This window comes from Pseudomonas sp. LBUM1651 (assembly GCF_059716135.1).
The window spans coordinates 3853367-3870055 of record NZ_CP166805.1; the positions used below are offsets into that span (position 1 = coordinate 3853367).

At 58.4% G+C, this 16689-nt stretch carries 16 protein-coding genes; 8 read left to right on the plus strand and 8 right to left on the minus strand.

Annotation, left to right across the window (positions count from 1 at the left end):
* The first annotated feature begins 26 nt into the window (after positions 1-26).
* Both ACA066_RS17890 and ACA066_RS17895 read left to right on the plus strand, forming a co-directional pair.
* A complete protein-coding gene (locus tag ACA066_RS17890) occupies positions 27-2423 on the plus strand; it encodes a DUF4118 domain-containing protein (protein WP_497696001.1) in 2397 nt (798 codons plus the stop codon).
* Positions 2420-3109, plus strand: coding sequence for a response regulator (locus ACA066_RS17895; RefSeq protein WP_497696002.1), 690 nt, complete (start codon positions 2420-2422; stop codon positions 3107-3109). The genes ACA066_RS17890 and ACA066_RS17895 overlap by 4 nt, the downstream gene beginning before the upstream one ends.
* A gap of 35 nt (positions 3110-3144) precedes the next feature.
* Here ACA066_RS17895 and ACA066_RS17900 read toward each other — a convergent pair whose 3' ends face one another.
* The 3 genes from ACA066_RS17900 to ACA066_RS17910 form a co-directional block, all read right to left on the minus strand.
* Complete coding sequence (locus ACA066_RS17900; RefSeq protein ID WP_497696003.1) at positions 3145-5046, minus strand: potassium transporter Kup; 1902 nt, start codon at positions 5044-5046, stop codon at positions 3145-3147.
* Between the two features lie 167 nt (positions 5047-5213).
* Positions 5214-5693 (minus strand): VOC family protein, encoded by a 480-nt coding sequence (locus ACA066_RS17905; protein WP_497696004.1) that lies wholly within the window; start codon positions 5691-5693, stop codon positions 5214-5216.
* Between the two features lie 78 nt (positions 5694-5771).
* Positions 5772-6386: a dihydrofolate reductase family protein gene (locus ACA066_RS17910; protein WP_497696005.1), complete on the minus strand. Its 615-nt coding sequence runs from the start codon at positions 6384-6386 to the stop codon at positions 5772-5774.
* Between ACA066_RS17910 and ACA066_RS17915 the strand changes: the two genes are divergently transcribed.
* Positions 6385-6876, plus strand: coding sequence for a hypothetical protein (locus ACA066_RS17915; protein ID WP_497696006.1), 492 nt, complete (start codon positions 6385-6387; stop codon positions 6874-6876). The genes ACA066_RS17910 and ACA066_RS17915 overlap by 2 nt on opposite strands.
* 73 nt (positions 6877-6949) lie before the next feature.
* On the opposite strand, the gene ACA066_RS17920 is transcribed toward ACA066_RS17915, so the two are convergent.
* Positions 6950-7342 carry a GFA family protein gene (locus tag ACA066_RS17920; protein WP_497696007.1) on the minus strand — a complete coding sequence of 131 codons (393 nt, stop codon included), beginning with the start codon at positions 7340-7342 and terminating at the stop codon, positions 6950-6952.
* A gap of 131 nt (positions 7343-7473) precedes the next feature.
* Here ACA066_RS17920 and ACA066_RS17925 point away from each other — a divergent pair, with 131 nt between their 5' ends.
* Positions 7474-7878 carry an antitoxin Xre-like helix-turn-helix domain-containing protein gene (locus ACA066_RS17925; RefSeq protein WP_017338284.1) on the plus strand — a complete coding sequence of 135 codons (405 nt, stop codon included), beginning with the start codon at positions 7474-7476 and terminating at the stop codon, positions 7876-7878.
* Positions 7872-8564 (plus strand): RES family NAD+ phosphorylase, encoded by a 693-nt coding sequence (locus ACA066_RS17930; RefSeq protein ID WP_497696008.1) that lies wholly within the window; start codon positions 7872-7874, stop codon positions 8562-8564. Before ACA066_RS17925 ends, ACA066_RS17930 begins: the two co-directional genes overlap by 7 nt.
* Before the next feature lie 64 nt (positions 8565-8628).
* Here the strand turns inward: ACA066_RS17930 and ACA066_RS17935 are convergent, their stop codons facing one another.
* Positions 8629-9285 carry a DUF2931 family protein gene (locus ACA066_RS17935; RefSeq protein ID WP_497696009.1) on the minus strand — a complete coding sequence of 219 codons (657 nt, stop codon included), beginning with the start codon at positions 9283-9285 and terminating at the stop codon, positions 8629-8631.
* Positions 9285-10835, minus strand: coding sequence for a T6SS phospholipase effector Tle1-like catalytic domain-containing protein (locus ACA066_RS17940; protein WP_497696010.1), 1551 nt, complete (start codon positions 10833-10835; stop codon positions 9285-9287). The genes ACA066_RS17935 and ACA066_RS17940 overlap by 1 nt, the downstream gene beginning before the upstream one ends.
* Before the next feature lie 218 nt (positions 10836-11053).
* On the opposite strand from ACA066_RS17940, the gene ACA066_RS17945 reads away from it, so the two are divergent.
* The 3 genes from ACA066_RS17945 (at position 11054) to ACA066_RS17955 (ending at position 12889) form a co-directional block, all read left to right on the plus strand.
* Positions 11054-11377: a hypothetical protein gene (locus tag ACA066_RS17945; RefSeq protein WP_223415689.1), complete on the plus strand. Its 324-nt coding sequence runs from the start codon at positions 11054-11056 to the stop codon at positions 11375-11377.
* 431 nt (positions 11378-11808) lie between these two features.
* On the plus strand, positions 11809-12114 hold the full coding sequence (locus tag ACA066_RS17950) for a DUF3077 domain-containing protein (RefSeq protein WP_497696011.1): 306 nt from the start codon (positions 11809-11811) through the stop codon (positions 12112-12114).
* Between the two features lie 238 nt (positions 12115-12352).
* Positions 12353-12889: a cupin gene (locus ACA066_RS17955; RefSeq protein ID WP_497696012.1), complete on the plus strand. Its 537-nt coding sequence runs from the start codon at positions 12353-12355 to the stop codon at positions 12887-12889.
* 42 nt (positions 12890-12931) lie between these two features.
* Here the strand turns inward: ACA066_RS17955 and ACA066_RS17960 are convergent, their stop codons facing one another.
* Positions 12932-14608 carry an MFS transporter gene (locus ACA066_RS17960; protein ID WP_497696013.1) on the minus strand — a complete coding sequence of 559 codons (1677 nt, stop codon included), beginning with the start codon at positions 14606-14608 and terminating at the stop codon, positions 12932-12934.
* A 264-nt stretch (positions 14609-14872) separates the two neighbouring features.
* The gene (locus ACA066_RS17965) at positions 14873-16549 is read right to left on the minus strand and encodes a tetratricopeptide repeat protein (RefSeq protein ID WP_497696014.1); all 1677 of its coding nucleotides are present in this window, start codon (positions 16547-16549) and stop codon (positions 14873-14875) included.
* Positions 16550-16689: the final 140 nt, after the last annotated feature.

The following is a 16689-nucleotide window of genomic DNA, read 5'->3' on the forward strand; positions in this document are numbered from 1 at the left end:
CCGAATTCGATCTGGACGCCGCGCTGTTGCGCAAACCCGAGCTGATCCTGATCGACGAGCTGGCCCACTCCAACATCATCGGTTCCCGCCATCCAAAACGCTGGCAGGACGTAGAAGAGCTGCTCAGCGCCGGTATCGACGTCTGGTCCACCATGAACGTTCAACACCTTGAGAGCCTCAATGACATCGTCGGGGGCATCACCGGCATCCGGGTTTGGGAGACCGTACCCGATCATGTGTTCGACACGGCGGATGAAGTGGTCATTGTCGACTTGCCGCCTGACGATCTGCTGCAACGCCTCAAGGAAGGCAAAGTCTATCTGGCCCATCAGGCCGAACGCGCGGTGCAGAACTTCTTCCGCAAAGGCAACCTGATCGCCTTGCGCGAACTGGCACTGCGTCGTACCGCCGACCGTGTCGACAGCGAGATGCTGCAATACCGAATCAGCAGTGCAGTCAAACCAGTCTGGGGCACCCGCGACTCGCTGCTCGCCTGCATCGGCCCGCATGAAAAAGGGGAAAAAACCGTACGCTCGACAGCTCGTCTGGCTGCTCAGCTCAACGTGCCCTGGCATGCCGTGTATGTCGAGACCCCCGCCTTGCAGCGTCTGCCCGAGACGAAGCGCCGTCGCGTTCTGGCGACCCTGAAGCTGGCCCAGGACATGGGGGCGCAGATCTCGACCCTGGCCGGTCAGGATATCGCCGAAACGCTGGTTAAGTACGCACGGCAGCACAATCTCTCCAAAGTCGTGCTGGGGCGCGACGAACACCCTCGTCATCGTTTCTGGCGGCGGGTACTCGCGGATCGAATTGGTGCTCAGGGCGCTGACCTGGACGTCATTCAAGTCTCTCTTCCAACCGACCAGCGTACACAAACCGAACCCAGCGCCACGAAGACCGAGACTCCGGTGATGTGGCGGTCCTATATCTGGAGCGTAGCCCTCTGTACGGTGACGACCTTGCTGGTCATGCCCCTGGCTCACGTGCTGGAACAGGCCAATATCGTCATGATATTCCTGCTGGCCGTCGTCGCCGTCGCCGTTCGCTTTGGACGCGGCCCGGCGATTCTGGCGGCCTTTTTGGCAGTGGGTGCGTTCGACTTCTTTTTTGTGTCGCCGCGCTTTTCGTTTGCCTTCACCGATGCCCAGTACCTGGTGACTTTCAGCGTCATGCTCGTGGTCGCACTGGTAATCGGACAAATGACCGCCGGCCTGACCTACCAGGCACGTGTGGCGCAACGGCGCGAAGACCGCATGCGGGCGCTGTACGATATGTCGCGCCTGTTGTCGGCCGCACTGATGGCCGAGCAAGTCGCCGACATCAGTGCACACTTTCTCTCCGCCGAGTTTGGTGCAAGGTCAGCGCTGCTGGTCGCTGACGACAACAATAAACTGCAAGCTCCGCTGATCACTGGGGATGCACCGCAAGTGGATGTTGCCATTGCCCAGTGGTCCTTCGATAAAACCGAGCCGGCCGGCTATGGCACCGATACCCTGCCCTCAAGTTCAACGCTTTATCTGCCGTTGTCAGCCCCTATGCGGGTGCGCGGTGTACTGGCCGTGCAACCGCGAGACACGAGCCGGCTGGTGGTGCCGGAACAGCGACGCCTGCTCGACACCTGTGCGTCATTGCTGGCCATCTCGCTCGAACGGATTCACTACATCCACATTGCCCAGGACACGACAGTGCAGATGGAGTCCGAACGCTTGCGTAACTCGCTGCTCTCGGCCATCTCCCACGACCTGCGAACACCATTATCCGTTTTGGTAGGGCTTGCCGAAGCGCTTAAGCTGACCAAGCCACCCCTGACCGGCGAAGCCGCCGAGATCGCCACGGCGGTGGGTGAATCGGCGTTGCGCATGAATACGCTGGTCAACAACCTGCTGGACATGGCGCGCCTGGAATCCGGAAAAGTGGTGTTGAATCGGCAGTGGCAACCCATCGAAGAGGTGGTGGGCAGCGCCCTGCGAGCCATCCAGCCGATTCTGGGCGGACGTTCGGTTCAGGTCGCTCTGGACGATGATTTACCTCCCGTACAAATCGACGCGGTACTGATCGAACGCGTCCTCATCAACCTGATCGAGAACGCCGTCAAGTACACACCGCAAGGTACCACCATCGGCCTGGGCGCCAGGGCCACGCCTGACAGCTTCGAATTGTGGGTCGCCGACGAAGGACCAGGGTTACCGCACGGTCACGAAGAGGAAATCTTCAGCAAATTCATGCGTGGCAAGAAGGAAAGCTCGATACCCGGCGTCGGGCTGGGCCTGGCCATCTGTCGAGCCATCGCACAGGCTCACGGAGGAACCATTTTGGGGGCTACACGCCCAGAGGGTGGTGCGCGCTTCACGTTACGTCTGCCCAGTGAGGAGCCGCCAGTCATCAAACCCTTTGCTGAGCAAACAGGCGAGGAGCAACCATGACCGAATCGGTGCTGCACGTCCTGATCATTGAAGACGAAAAGGAAATACGACGTTTCGTGCGAATGGCCCTGCAAGCTGAAGGCTTGGAAGTGCTTGAAGCCGATACCTTTCACCGAGGCCTTATCGATGCAGGGACACGCCATCCGGACCTGATCGTGCTCGACCTCGGACTGCCCGACGGCGACGGTGTTGACCTTATCCGGGACGTACGGAGTTGGTCAGAGGTGCCGATCATTGTGTTGTCTGCCCGTGGTGCGGAGTCGGACAAAATCCTCGCACTGGACACGGGCGCCGATGACTATCTGGTGAAGCCGTTTGGCACCGGAGAACTGCTGGCTCGCGTCCGCGCAATGCTACGCAGACACGTAAAAGATACCGAGAACCATGCGGTCCTGGCTTTTGGCGACGTCCGGATTGATATGGAAAGGCGTGTCGTGGAACGCTCCGGCGCCCCACTGCATTTGACACCGCTGGAGTATCGTCTGCTGGTCCATCTTTGCTCACACCCGACCCGCGTCCTGACGCATCAGCAACTGCTCAAGGCTGTGTGGGGCCCATCGCACACCACCGATACGCCTTACCTTCGAGTATTCATGGGAGGCCTGCGTAAAAAAGTCGAAGCAGACCCTTCCCAGCCGCGACACCTCATCACCGAAACCGGTGTTGGGTATCGTTTTATTCCTTGAGCATATGAGCACAGGAGCAAGCGGCCTTGTTATCGCTACATCTCGACCTGCGTGCCCAGCTCTATCACCCGATTCAGCGGCAACTTGAAGTATTTCAAGTTGCTATTGGCGTTCTTGAGCAAAAACGCGAACAGACTTTCTCGCCAGCGGGCCATACCGATGCGTTTGGTCGGTATGACCGTTTCACGGCTAAGAAAATAGGTTGTGCGCATCGGGCTGAAATCCAGCACGCTCAGATGACAGAGACTCAACGCCAAGGGAACATCTGGCTCTTCGATAAAGCCAAAGTGCAGACTGACCCGGAAGAACCCTTCGCCATAAGCTTCAACCTCAAACCGCCGGTCAGCAGCCACACGCGGACTGTCTTCAGACACCACGGTGAGCAACACCACTTGCTCATGCAAAACCTGGTTATGCAGCAGGTTGTGCAGCAGTGCATGAGGAACAGCATCTGCCCTGGCCGTAAGAAAAACCGCCGTACCTTTCACCCGATAGGGAGGCTGCGTACGGATGCTACCGATGAACAGTGGCAGGGGAAGCGCGGTTTCATCCAACCGCTCAACAACTATCTTCCTGCCCCGCTTCCAGGTCGTCATCAAAATGAACAAGCCAATGCCGGCAATCACCGGGAACGCACCGCCCTGAAAAATCTTCGGCGCATTGGCCGCGAAATACAGGCCGTCTACCAGCAAAAATCCAAACAGCATTGGGATGGCCAACCAACGTGGCGTTTTCCATAGGAGCAGGACGACTGCCGAGGACAAGATGGTGGTGATCAACATGGTGCCCGTCACCGCGACTCCATAGGCAGCCGCCAAAGCACTGGACGACTCGAAACCGATGACCAGCAGCACAACGCCGACCATCAATGCCCAGTTGACCGTGCCGATGTAAATCTGTCCCTGCTCCTGACTGGAGGTGTGCTGGATAAACATGCGAGGGACATAACCCAGCTGAATAGCCTGGCGAGTCAGGGAGAAAGCACCGGAGATCACTGCTTGAGACGCGATGATGGTGGCCAGTGTGGAGAGTGCGACCATCGGCAACAGTGCCCAATCTGGCGCCAGCAAATAGAACGGGTTGCGCACAGTCTCCGGGTCTCCCAGGATCAAGGCGCCCTGGCCAAAGTAATTGAGCACCAGGCCGGGCAGCACGAGAATAAACCAGGCACGAGAGATCGGTTTGCGGCCAAAGTGGCCCATGTCGGCATACAGTGCTTCAGCGCCGGTCAATGCCAACACGACAGCACCCAGAATCGCCACACCCATTCCCGGATGAACCACGAAGAACCGCACTGCCCAAACAGGATTGAGCGCTTGCAGCACTTCCGGACGCTGCAAAATGCCGTAGATCCCAAGTGCACCCAACACCACAAACCACAGCACCATGACCGGGCCAAACAGGATGCCGATGCGAGCCGTGCCATGTTTCTGTATCAAAAACAGCGCCACCAGCACGATCACTGACAAGGGCACAACCCAGTGTTCGATTCCGTCAAATGCCAGCTGAAGTCCTTCAACCGCTGAGAGCACCGAAATAGCCGGGGTGATCATGCTGTCCCCGTAAAAAAGTGCCGCACCGAACAGGCCGAGCAGTACCAGTACCTTGCTCAGGTACGGATAAGGTGCTGCCGCGCGGCGGGCTAACGCCGTCAACGCCATGATGCCGCCTTCGCCCTGGTTGTTGGCTCGCAGGATGAACAGCACGTACTTGATCGAGACCACCCATATCAGTGACCAAAAAATCAACGACAGAATGCCCAGCACTCCGTCGTGATTTACCGGAACTCCGTAGTGGCCGGAAAAAACTTCTTTCAGTGTATAAAGGGGACTGGTGCCGATGTCCCCGTATACCACGCCGACAGCGGCGACGAGCAAGCCCACTCCTGACGTTTTGGAGTGGGAGTCTTCGTGTGCATCGGTCGCTGTTTCACTCAAGGGTCGCTTCTCTCAAATTGCGGGGAGGATATGCATACCATCCCTGGGCAATACGGTTTTCCAGGGCCATTGATAAAGCCAGGCGCATGGACGATCTAAAATCGCGGCCAGTATCGTTGCGAGTAGAAACACCTAGCGTAAAGAAAGCGTAAAAATTTTACGGTGGCCTAACGCCCAAGCGCCGCTTCAATCGCCGCAACATCGATCTTCCCCATCTCCATCATCGCGTCGAATGCGCGCTTGGCCGTCGCTCGATCGGGATTGTTGATCGCCGCCGTGAGGACACGCGGGGTGATCTGCCACGACAGCCCCCATTTATCCTGGCACCAGCCGCAGACGTTTTCCTGGCCGCCGTTTCCGACAATCGCATTCCACAAGCGGTCCGTTTCGGCCTGGTCGTCGGTCGCCACCTGGAACGAGAAGGCCTCGTTGTGCTTGACCCCCGACCCGCCGTTCAGCCCGAGACACGGGATGCCCATCACCGTGAATTCGACGGTCAGGACATCGCCCTGCTTGCCCGCCGGATAGTCGCCGGGCGCGCGAAGGACAGTGCCCACCGCGCTGTCCGGGAACGTCTTGGCGTAGAACGTCGCGGCGTCCAGTGCGTCGCCGTCGTACCAGAGACAAATGGTGTTTTTGCTGGTCATTTCGGTTCTCCAACAGTGGGCTGACACTTCATTCTAGCCAAGCAGTCAGTCAGGCAAGTGGCGCAATACTGACGCTCGCTACTCAACGTCTTCGAAGGTTCCTGTTTGCACGTCGCCGCTGCGTACGTAGCGGGTGATCAGCACACCGCCCGGCGTGGTGGTCGAGTGTGCCAACGTGAAGGCCGACGCGAGTGCGCTGTCGTCGAACAGGCGCTTGCCGCGCCCCAGCACGATGGGAAAAATCATCAGCCGAAGCTCGTCCACCAACCCGGCTGCCAGCAGTTGGCGCACCAGATCGCCGCTGCCCTGCGTCAACAGCCGGGCGCCGTCCTGCTGCTTGAGCGCGCGAATCGCGTCGACAATGTTTCCCTTCAGCGCATGACTGTTGTGCCACTCAAGCGTATCGGCTCGATGTGTGGCCACGTGCTTGGGCACGCGATTGAATGGGTCTGCGATTGCGTGGTTATGGATGCGCGGCCAATACGCCGCGAAGATGTCGTAGGTGCGACGCCCCAGCAGCAACTCGAACGGCTGTGAGAACAGATCCGTTATGGCCTGGCCGGTGGCTTCGTCGGCGTAGGGCACGATCCAGCCACCGAAACGGAATTCGCCGCTGAGATCCTCTTCGGGCCCGCCAGGCGCTTGCATGACGCCATCCAGACTGATGAACGCGGCAACGGTGAGTGTGCGCATGGTCTTCTCCCGATTGGTCTTCGTGAACGTTCTTGTGCAGGGAACGCCGGCGATCACAGCGACCTTCCGATTCATTCCCTGCCCCCTAGTCGAACGAGACGCTGCGAAATCGACAGAGCGATGTACGCCAGCAAGCCCGGCTCGCCACCGGTTATTACAGCGGTCCGGCGGATCAGAAAAAAACTGGAAAGACCCGTTCATCAATGACCCTTTCGGTCGAGCCACAGCGGCGCTGGCTTTTATGGACAACATGAGCCCTGAAGAAAAAGCCACCCCTGAGTGGCTGTCCCAGCACTTGTCGCTGGAAGCGGCATTGAATCAGAGCGGTGGCACGGACCCCGCCGAGAAGAAGACCGGTCACTTTCACAATCTGGCTGAAATCCTCGTGGGTGTCGTGACGGACGGATCGGACAGCGAACAATCCAGCGCAGCCAGGAACGCAGATCCGAGCGCCGAGATTCTGAAGAAGCTTCAATCGCTGACGTCGTGACACCGGGCGAACGCGGGCTTGTTGGCGAAGCGATCCTGACATTGGCGTGATGCCCTCGCACCCTTCGTGCGCCCTACTCCTCAAAACGCCCCGTACCTTCACGGTCGCGCTCGTACCGCCTCGTGAGCGGAAACGGCGGCAACCAGGACTCGCGACGGGTGATCCAGCTTTCGTAAGTGGGCGTCAGTTGGTCAGGAGCATCCAGGGATCCCAGGTTCACTTCGATTTCGTCGTCGGAGCGGGCGAAAACCGAAGAGCCGCAGCGCGGACAGAAAAACCGCCCGGCGTAGTCGCGTGTTTCGCCAGTGATCATTACCGCGTCCTCGGGGAATATCGCGGAAGCGTGAAACAGCGCGCCATGATGCTTGCGGCAGTCGAGGCAGTGGCACAGGCCGACCCGGTAGGGGCGTCCCGACGCTTCAATTCGGACGTTGCCGCACAGGCAACCGCCGGTAAATCGGTCCATGCTGCGCCTCCTCTCATTCGTACGGTCGGAAGGCTTATAACGATAGCAGCCTCCACTGGTCGCGATGAACTTGCTCTATAGACGCTTATTACCTAGCTTTGAATCTATGGATTCAAAAGGAGGTATTGGACATGGCCGTTGCCCTCCAGCAACAAGCCTTTAGCAAGCGCCAGTGTGTGACGGGCCTGCGTGCCGCTGTCGGCATCCTCGAAAAATGGGGGGCGTCGAGCGATCAGGCCTGCCGTATCCTGCGCATATCCCGCAGCACCTACACCCGCGCACGGCAGCTCGATCCCGATTGGGCCGTGGCGCTGGACGCGGACCAGATGCAGCGCATCAGCTTCGTGCTCAACATCCACGCCGCACTGCGCCTGGTGTTCGACAACCCGGAGAACGTCTACGGCTTCCCGTCGATGGCCAACGATAACGAATTCTTCAACGGTCGCTCGCCGCTCGAAATCATGGCTCAGGGCGATATGATTTCGTTGTATGAAACCTTCCGCCGCATCGACGTGCTGCGTGGTGCGCAATGGTGAGGCTGAGCGAACTGGCAGAACTTGCCGGTGAGTCATTGCAGGCCTATCGACTGGTCAATTCCAGGTTCCCACCGGTGGCGTTGTTTGATGACGTTGCCGACGCGGACGAGTTCGAGGTGCTGTATCAGATACAGGAACTCACCAACCCCAGGTTGAAAAATGAAGTGGGTCGCGTTGAGCTGATTCGCCGCAGTGAAATCCCGTTCGGTATTCCGGGCTGCTCTTACGCGACAGCGCCGTTCACCCACGTCAACCCGGCAGGTTCGCGATTCAGCGATGGCCGTTTTGGGGTGCTGTATCTGGCGGACACCATGGAAACGGCGTTGGCCGAAGTGAAGCATCACCAGAGTCTGTATTGGTCGAACGTGCCGAGCCTGAACTATGAGCGGTTTGTTTTCCGGGGGTTGTCCTGCTCTTTTGTGGAGGGCGGGATGAAAGATGCGACGTCCATTGCGATGACCGATCCTGTTTATGATGCGGACGATTACACCCATTCCCGGCGTTTGGGTCAGTTGGTCAAAGACGCGGGTTGTCCCGGGCTTCGTTATAACTCGGTGCGAATGCACGGCAGTCATTGCTGGGCGTTGATGACGCCGAAGCCGGTTTTATCGGTTATTCAGGCGGCGCATTACGAGATGATCTGGAATGCGCAGGTGACGAGTGTCAGTCAGATCAGTGAGGCTTGATTGCGTCATGCCGGAATGAAAACGGGCGCCTTGATAGGCGCCCGTTTTTTTGTGCGGGGATGTTTTACCAGCTGCCGTAGGGGATGCCGTATTTTTCGATATAGCGTTTGGACTCGTCGGACAACGGGTAATAGTTGCCACCTGATTTTCCGAGGTGTGGCCCCAAGGGTTCTATTTCTGCTTGAGCGCGAGCAACCTTGACTGACTTCAAGCATTTGTCAGTCACCCACACCTGGACGACGCCGCCGGGGGCAAGTCCGAGATAAACCATGGTTATGTAGTTGGCAGGCTCGTTGGGCGTTGCCGGACAGCGCTCATTTACAGAAGCGTGCATGATCTGCCGCGCTTCTTCGGGTATATCGACCCAGGTACGATAGGTCTTCGACTCGACAACCGACTGCCATCGAACAAAGATTCGTTTCGGTAGATCTGCTCCGACTACGCCACGGATACCGCTGCTGATATATCTACTCCAGCCACGAGCTGCTTCGGTACCGTCTTCGGAGTCATGGCTACCCGCTGTGCCTCCACCGGTGCGATTAAACAACTTGCCGTTGATGTCTTCCACCGCAGAGCTTTCCACCCAAACCTTCATGTAAGCAGGCTCAACGAAGCTGAGGCTCCACCACTGATCTTTTGGGTCGTTTTCGCCAGATAGCGGGTCGGCTGCCTGACATCCCGCTACTAAAAACGCGCCCAGTAAAATTAGGATCGAGCGCATTAAAACGTTCTCCAGTTAGAGTCAGACACATGAGGATGTCGCACCCGAACGCCATCGTCAGTGGGGGCGTTGGTGTAACGAACAGTCACGCCGCGCTCGCGGCTTGCGCCAATAGGATTGCTCCAATTGGCAGAAGCATGAATGTATTTGAGTTTCAATAATTTATCTTCGCCGGGATCAAGTTGGTAATTCCCCGCGAGTATCTTGTCGCAAATTGGCTGAAGCTCAGAGGGTAAGCTGTATGCGGGATCGTTCTCATCAAGGGCTTCAAACTGAACGCCCTTCTCTTTAGCCAATTTGTACATCAAGCGTAGATACACCAACGATAGTTTGCCGCTGACTGTCCGCTTGAGTTGCACTCCTGCATACACCCGCAGTTCTTTTGGTCCTAACGTCCCTTGCTCCTTGTCATGTGCCAATGTTGGCTTTGGAGTGACCACATCCAGCATCGTTTCAGGCCAACCGTCGGCAACCATTTTTGCCTTTTGCTGCATCGCATCCCGGTAGATAGATGTAGTTTTAACATCGGTGCCATTGGGTACCGTAAGTGCCTGCATAGGGCTGACCAGCACGCACTCCTCCACTTCCTCACGGTAACCACCGCCAATATCGGAGTGCACCCCTGGTACCGGGATTTCAGTATGAGCAGGAATCACCGTGCTCAACGCAAAATTGGCACGGCGTTCATCACGGGCGGTAATTTGAACGACATCGGTAAAGTATTTACGATCCAGATAAAGCTTGATTCCAGGAGCGACTGGACTCTGGATATTCCCCAGATTGGTGAATCCCGCGACAGAGGGAACGGTATCGAACAGACCGATGAAGCCCATCAGAATTTCGCTGTTGTACTGACCTGAAAAGCTGGCGCTGAAGCCATTGGGATTGCTGCGCAACACCTCCCCCAGTGGCCCCTGCTGGCAGCGCACGACCTCATTTGCAAAATGCCTGGCCGCTGCAGCACCTCGACTGAAACCAAAGGTATCGAAGGTCAGTGAGGTAATTTCACTGCCGGGGTTTTGATCGACTACTTGTTTGATCAAGGCTTTCAGCCGAGAAAATGCGTTTTGGACCTTGCTCGCTACACCCGTTTCACCGCGTCCGGTTGCGGCATTACCAAAGCTGTCCTTGTTCCCGCTTTCCGTACCGATTCCGTCGACGTACAGGCTTCGTAACGCCAGTGTGGCCGAACCTTCCCCCTTCACGTCTTTGGTGGCCGGATACAGCTCATACAATCTGAAAACATTACTCACATCATTCCCATAACTCCCCTCCGGATCTGCCATATACGGCTTGCAGCTCGCATCGACGTCTTCCGGGCGAATCGGATGATGGGCGCCACACAATAATCCTGAAGCCGAGTTGCTGGCATTGTTCAGCGTGCCATCGAAAAAAACGCCAATGCGCAACGCGACGCGGACTTTTTCCTTCGCAGCCGCCGGTGCCTTGCCGTATTTCTCATACTCGGCCCAGCGCTTGGCGTGGATGTCGACGGGTTTGGCTTCGTCGTATCGGAAGTTTTTCGGGGGGTTGGGTACGTATCCACTCATTCCTTGATCACCTGCTCCTTGGTGCAACGGGCGCTGAGGGTGCCACCGTGGATCCAATCAAGCAACGCGTAGCCAGGTGCCATCACTCGGACAACAGGGAACGTCATCCATCCATTGGTTACGTCAATAGTCACCATTAATTCAATGAAGTTCTCTTAAAAATTCTGCGGCGTAACATCGCCTCCATACCAAACAACTACACCCCGGAGCACACCATCATGAAACGCCAACTCTTCCTCAGCATCGCTTTCTCGGTTTTTGCAGTTAACGCTTTCGCCGCTTCTTCTGCTCACCCGGTTGTCGCTGAAGGCGGCTCGGATCGTCTGATTGAAAGTCGTGTGGCTGAGGGTGGTTCGGATCGTTTGATCGAGAATCGCGTGGCCGAAGGTGGCTCTGATCGTCTGATCGAAAACCGTGTTGCCGAAGGTGGCTCTGATCGCCTGATCGAAAACCGCGTTGCCGAAGGTGGCTCTGATCGCCTGATCGAAAACCGCGTTGCTGAAGGTGGTTCCGACCGTCTGATTGAAAGCCGCGCTGTATGAATGAATGTCTCTAGCGCAGTCTTCAACAAAAAGCCCGGCCTCATCAGCCGGGCTTTTTCGTGCCGCGTTTAGTGCTTGTTTAGCCAAGACACCGGAATTTCGGATGACTCTTACAAACCTTGTAGGCAAACTCTGAATCTCGCGTTTGGGCACTTTGATGCCTTGTTGCGCTTTTCTTTGACGGGATACTCTCCGGCGTCGCTGACCATTCAGCGATCGGGTGTGGTAACCCGGCGAAATTAGCGCAACAGCGCCCTCATCTCGAACACAGACATTTTAATGTCTGCGATTTCGCGTTACGGCGGCTGTGCGTGGGACGCCCTTGGGCGTGCCGGTTTCCTTGGTTTCCCGGTTTACCACCCTGCGCACAGCTGCCACCCTTTTCGTGTGGTAACGAGAACTGGCAGCTCCTCGACCCCAGGTGTGAAACCATGAAAAAAACAAATCCGTCCGCCCCCTCAGAACTAAAGACCATCGGCCTCACCCCCTTCATCTACTGCTCAAACCAGGCGCTGTTCCGTGTCAGCCGAGACGTTCCCCTCGGTGACGCGCTCGCCATGGCCTCTGATTTTCTGTTCCTGGCCAAAGAGCTGACCAGAGAGGCGGCCTTTAACCGTGATACTGACCGCCACATCTGGGCCGCGCATTATCTGACGGCGATGAGCAAGGCAGTGGTTGATGACGCAGCGAAGGTTCTACAGCGACCTGCTCCGACAAAGACCGAATTTAAAGAATAATTGCCTGTACAGGCGCAACGCTTACGGAACAGCCCCATTACCGCGCGGTGATGGGGCTTTTTAATTCGTCCCCCAACCCCTGCTCGCTCCCACAGAGATCGGGGTCATTCAAGAAAATGGGTAACCCACCACAGCAGGTGCTTCGCTGGATTTCAGGCGGTTCGTCAGCCAACTCGAATTCATCACCCGGACTTCGGTCGAACCGGAATCAGCGCTCACTCATTCCGGAGATCGACCCATGTCCAACTTGCAAACCGTCACCGCTCCAGCAAAGCGACTGCTCCTCGAAGCCAACGCCTGGGTCCCCAATAACCCGCGCCTGCCAGTGCTCATTTACCCCAAGGCCATTGCAATTGAGAGCAGCGATCCGGCGGCGCTGTTCGAGAAAACGTTCAAGGCCAATGGCTGGCCACCGCAATGGCGTTACGGGGTCTACGACTTTCACCACTATCACACCGAAGGCCATGAAGTGCTTGGCATTGCCAGCGGTCATGCGCGCTTGATGCTGGGCGGTCCGGACGGTCATGTGCTGGAAGTCAGTGCGGGTGATGTGGTGCTGCTGCCAGCGGGCACCGGCCACTGCAACCTGGGTTCAAGCGACGATTTTCTGGTAGTCGGTGCCTACCCGCCCGGGCAGCACGCCGATATTTGCCGCGTGGCGCCGAGTGCTGCCCAACAGGCGAGCATCGACACGCTGCCGTTTCCCGAGCGCGATCCGGTCCAGGGCGAGGATGGAGCGGTAGGCCAACACTGGGTCATCCAGCGTCAGCCATGACAACCTCGCCCTCCCCCCAGCGAGAGAGGGCGAACGCCAACCCTAGGTGTGATGTATTTCCCGATCCTTGGTTTCCGGCAGGAAGAACGTACCGAGTATGGCCGTCATCACCGCGATGACGATCGGATACCACAGCCCGTAATAGATATCCCCCGTAGCCGCGACCATGGCAAATGCCACCGTCGGCAGGAAGCCGCCGAACCAGCCGTTGCCGATGTGGTACGGCAGCGACATTGAGGTGTAGCGGATGCGCGCCGGGAACAGTTCCACCAGCCAGGCAGCGATCGGGCCATAGACCATGGTCACGTAGATCACCAGGATGGTCAGCAGTAACAACACCATCGGGTAATTGGTCTTGGCCGGGTCAGCCTTTTCGGGGTAGCCGGCTTCCTTGAGGGCGGTGCCGAGGGTGGCGGTGAAGGCGTCGTTGCGGGTCTTGAAGTCGGCAGCCGGCATGCCGGTGCCTTCGAAGCTCGGGATCACCTTGTCGCCGATACGGACTTGCGCGATGGCACCAGGCTCGGCCTTCTCGTTCTTGTAGGGGATCGCCCTTTTCGCCAGCACAGTCTTGGCGAGGTCGCAGGAACTGGTGAATCTGGCTTTACCCACCGGGTCGAACTGGAACGAGCACTGGTCTGGATCAGCGATCACTGTGACCGGATTCTTCTCCTGGGCGATGAACACGTCGGGGTTACCGTACTGGGTCAACGCGTGGAAGATCGGGAAATAAGTCACCGCCGCCAGGATGCAGCCGGCCATGATGATGCCCTTGCGGCCGATGCGGTCGGACAGGCTACCGAATATCACGAAAAACGGCGTGCCGATCAGCAGTGAACCGGCGATCAGCAAGTTGGCGGTCTGCGCGTCGATCTTCAGCGTCTGCAGCAAGAAGAACAGCGCGTAGAACTGCCCGGTGTACCAGACGACGGCCTGGCCGGCGGTGCCGCCGAGCAGCGCCATGATGACGATTTTCAGGTTGTCCCAGCGGGCGAAGGATTCAGTCAGCGGCGCCTTGGAAGACTTGCCCTCAGCCTTCATCTTCAGGAACACCGGCGACTCACTGAGTTGCAGACGGATGTACACCGAGATGATCAGCAGCAGGATCGACAGCAGGAAAGGTATCCGCCAGCCCCAGGCCTCGAAAGCTTCAGTGCCGAGGATCGTGCGGCAGGCGAGGATCACCAGCAGCGACAGGAACAGACCGAGGGTCGCGGTGGTTTGAATCCACGAGGTGAAATAACCACGCCTGCCCTTCGGCGCATGCTCGGCCACGTAGGTCGCCGCCCCGCCGTACTCACCACCGAGGGCCAGGCCTTGCAGCAGGCGCAGGCTGATCAGGATGATCGGCGCCGCCACACCGATGGTCGCGTAGCCGGGTAGAAAACCGACGATGGCGGTGGAGATACCCATAATGACAATGGTGATCAGGAAGGTGTGCTTGCGCCCGATCATGTCGCCCAGTCGGCCGAACACAATCGCGCCGAAGGGCCGTACGGCAAACCCCGCCGCGAACGCGAGCAGCGCGAAGATGAAGGACGTGGTCTCGTTGACGCCGGCGAAAAAGTGCTTGGCGATGATCGCGGCGAGGGAGCCGTAAAGGTAGAAGTCGTACCATTCGAACACGGTGCCCAGAGACGAGGCGAAGATGACCTTGCGCTCCTCCCTGGTGACGCCGTGGTTGGGCGCGTTGCCCGTGGTGGTGGTGTCGATTGCGGCCATGAGTATTCTCCGTCTTGCTCTTGTTGTAGGCCGGAGCACCTTACTGACACTGCCGCACCCAGGCCCTGGGCTGAAGTCATCGGACTACGGATTTCATGAAGCCTGGCAACAGGCTGACCGCCTCACATCGCTGCAAGGTTTCCTGAAGCATAATCACCTTCGCGCAGATATCCACTCGCCATCATGTTTCGACCCCGACAGACACGAAGCAAGGAGTTGCTCGATGCCTGCAAACGGGCGCCCCGCCGCCCGTTCCATGAGGGTTTACCCCTGACAGCAGCGTGCCCCGACACGGCAAAAACACGAGGCGGTGATTTCCACATCGGCCCGGGCCATGGCCAGGTCGAGGCGGCTCCGGGCGGCCGCAGCTTCGGCGTCCCGACCCAGTCGCGCCAGGCATTCCACGTAACCGTGGAGGGCCCACACGTTGTCCAGATGCCAGGACGCGCGGCTGAGCGTGTTGTCCAGCCCAAGATCGGCGCGATAGGCCTGCAAGGCTTCTTCGACCCGACCCTGTTCCAGCAGCAGCGCACCCAACGCATGCCGCACCGGTTGCATCCAGCCCCAAGGCTCGTCGTACGGCAAGTTGTCGTCCAGTGACAGCGCCTCGCGCAAGTGCGCGAACGCGCTGTCGTAGTTGCCTTTGCGGTACTCGATTTCCCCGCGCAGCATCGCGCCGGCCACCGCCAGGATGTCGGTGCATTTATTGTTGAAGAGGTAACGCGTTTGCGGCACGCGGGTCAGTGCATTGATGAATAGCCGCTGTTCGGCTTCCGCGGCGGCGATATGCCCGCTGGCCGCGTGCGCCACGCCTCTGGCGTAATGCAGCATCGCCGTGGTCACGCAGTACAGTTCCTGGTCATTGGGCAATGGAGTGGCAAGGATGTCCTGCCATTTGCCGAAGCGGATCTGCACGTGGACCTTCATTGACACGAAGCTTTCCAACCAGTCGGCCATCGGCGGTTGTTCGACGCGCAGCAGTTCTTCCTTGATGGTCGACATCAGTTCGGCGGCGGCGTCCAGCGCCGGTTGGTATTGCCCGAGGAACATCGCCGAGTAGAGTTTGAAGTGGTAGTTGTGGCATCGATACAGGGTGTAGAAGTTGAGCGGCCCTTCCCGCTCCAGGAATTTGCTGTCGGCCAGGATCGCCCGGCTATTGGTGATCATGGCCCCACGGTAATCGCCACAGAGCACGTCGATGTGCGACGGCATGTGGCGCAAGTGCCCGGCGTCCGGCACCAGGTCACGCAGGACATCGCCGGCGCGCAACGCTCGTTCGGGATGGGGCGACATTTCCAGGGTGTGGACGTACATGTGCAGCACGCCGGGGTGCGGCGCATCGCCGTGCTGCTCTACCCGTCGCAGCGCCTGCTCCAGCACAGCCAGCGCTTCCAGGGTGTCGGCACCCGGCGCGGGTTCGCCGGTTTTCAGATCCCACAGCTGCCAGGGTGTGCGGTCAATCAAGGCTTCGGCAAACAGCGCCGCAACATCCGGATCATCAGGAAAGGCTTTATAGACATCGCGCATCGACGCCGCGTAGGCATCGTTCCAGTCGAAAAGTTGTTCAACGCTGGCGGCCTCGTCGGCCTGATAGCGTTGCTCAAGCGCCCGGATCAGCGCCTGCTCCACCGGTTTTGCACCGTCGCTATGCGCCAGCGCGGCACGCGTCGCCAGTCGGGCCTGGGCGACGGCGTCTTTCAATTCCTGTTTGATAAACGCGTCCCAGCGCTTGTTGTAATTGGGGCCGGAGGCGTAGGCGATGCCCCAGTAGGCCATTGCGCAATCGTGGTCGTGTTCGATCGCCTTGCGGAAACAGCGGATGGATTCATCGTGGTTGTAGCCGTAGCACCATAACAATCCACGGTCGAACCAGAGCTGAGCCTGTGGTGAATGGGTCGTTACGGAACGGCTGTAGGTGCCCAAATCGTAATAGTCGTGCATCGGTTTACCCTCTCGATCAGAGCCTGGAACCTCGCAGGAAACGCCTTGCCACGGTCTGATTTCCTGGAGACCGTCGATCGTTCAAGAGATCCAGCATACGCCGCAGGTCCGGGCCGAGCGCTGCAACCGACGACAGGCTG

What these genes read in the sequence shown, in the direction of transcription:
- ACA066_RS17910 (WP_497696005.1), bottom strand. Translation starts at nt 6,386, where the DNA reads ATGCGCACACTCACCGTTGCCGCGTTCATCAGTCTGGATGGCGTCATG.
- ACA066_RS17960 (WP_497696013.1), bottom strand. Translation starts at nt 14,608, where the DNA reads ATGGCCGCAATCGACACCACCACCACGGGCAACGCGCCCAACCACGGC.
- ACA066_RS17925 (WP_017338284.1), top strand. Translation starts at nt 7,474, where the DNA reads ATGGCCGTTGCCCTCCAGCAACAAGCCTTTAGCAAGCGCCAGTGTGTG.
- ACA066_RS17955 (WP_497696012.1), top strand. Translation starts at nt 12,353, where the DNA reads ATGTCCAACTTGCAAACCGTCACCGCTCCAGCAAAGCGACTGCTCCTC.
- ACA066_RS17940 (WP_497696010.1), bottom strand. Translation starts at nt 10,835, where the DNA reads ATGAGTGGATACGTACCCAACCCCCCGAAAAACTTCCGATACGACGAA.
- ACA066_RS17905 (WP_497696004.1), bottom strand. Translation starts at nt 5,693, where the DNA reads ATGACCAGCAAAAACACCATTTGTCTCTGGTACGACGGCGACGCACTG.
- ACA066_RS17945 (WP_223415689.1), top strand. Translation starts at nt 11,054, where the DNA reads ATGAAACGCCAACTCTTCCTCAGCATCGCTTTCTCGGTTTTTGCAGTT.
- ACA066_RS17930 (WP_497696008.1), top strand. Translation starts at nt 7,872, where the DNA reads ATGGTGAGGCTGAGCGAACTGGCAGAACTTGCCGGTGAGTCATTGCAG.
- ACA066_RS17935 (WP_497696009.1), bottom strand. Translation starts at nt 9,285, where the DNA reads ATGCGCTCGATCCTAATTTTACTGGGCGCGTTTTTAGTAGCGGGATGT.
- ACA066_RS17915 (WP_497696006.1), top strand. Translation starts at nt 6,385, where the DNA reads ATGGTCTTCTCCCGATTGGTCTTCGTGAACGTTCTTGTGCAGGGAACG.
- ACA066_RS17920 (WP_497696007.1), bottom strand. Translation starts at nt 7,342, where the DNA reads ATGGACCGATTTACCGGCGGTTGCCTGTGCGGCAACGTCCGAATTGAA.
- ACA066_RS17895 (WP_497696002.1), top strand. Translation starts at nt 2,420, where the DNA reads ATGACCGAATCGGTGCTGCACGTCCTGATCATTGAAGACGAAAAGGAA.
- ACA066_RS17965 (WP_497696014.1), bottom strand. Translation starts at nt 16,549, where the DNA reads ATGCACGACTATTACGATTTGGGCACCTACAGCCGTTCCGTAACGACC.
- ACA066_RS17950 (WP_497696011.1), top strand. Translation starts at nt 11,809, where the DNA reads ATGAAAAAAACAAATCCGTCCGCCCCCTCAGAACTAAAGACCATCGGC.